The 471-nt window shown below is 46.5% G+C and carries 1 protein-coding gene; it reads left to right on the top strand.

From position 1 onward, the window contains the following. On the top strand, positions 1–471 hold a 471-nt coding region (locus AX662_RS00485; protein WP_231728402.1), incomplete at both ends, for a hypothetical protein.

Here is a 471-nt window from a genome sequence, read left to right as displayed (position 1 = left end):
AAGGCGACAGCCGTGTGCCAATGAACGATGACGTTCCAGCTACTTTCGACGATGGCTCAACTACCAAGACAGTTGATGGCGTTGGTACATACACAGTAGCAGCAGACGGAACAGTAACCTTTGTTCCTGAGAAATCATTCACAGGTAAAGCGCCGGCGGTAACGGTTGTTCGTGAAGATAAGAACGGAACCAAAGCTTCTGCAACTTACACCCCAACAGTAACACCGGTGACTCCGACTGCTACACCAGCAGAATCAACTGGCCCTCAAGGTCTTGTTCAAACTGGAACAGTTACCTTTACTGAAGGTGATGAAGTCGCACCAATTAACAAGGATTCAATTACCCTTCTTGATGAAAATGGTCAGCCAGCATCATCAGTAGAAGCGAAATCACCAGCAGGTGACGTGATCGGTACATTCACTGTTGATAAAGAAACAGGTGTTGTGACCTTCACACCAACAGATAAATCTT

It is taken from the genome of Streptococcus sp. CCH5-D3 (assembly GCF_001556435.1).
GTDB lineage: Bacteria > Bacillota > Bacilli > Lactobacillales > Streptococcaceae > Streptococcus.
The sequence above is the reverse complement of the archived record's forward strand: the minus strand, read 5'-3'. Positions and strand labels throughout refer to the sequence as shown.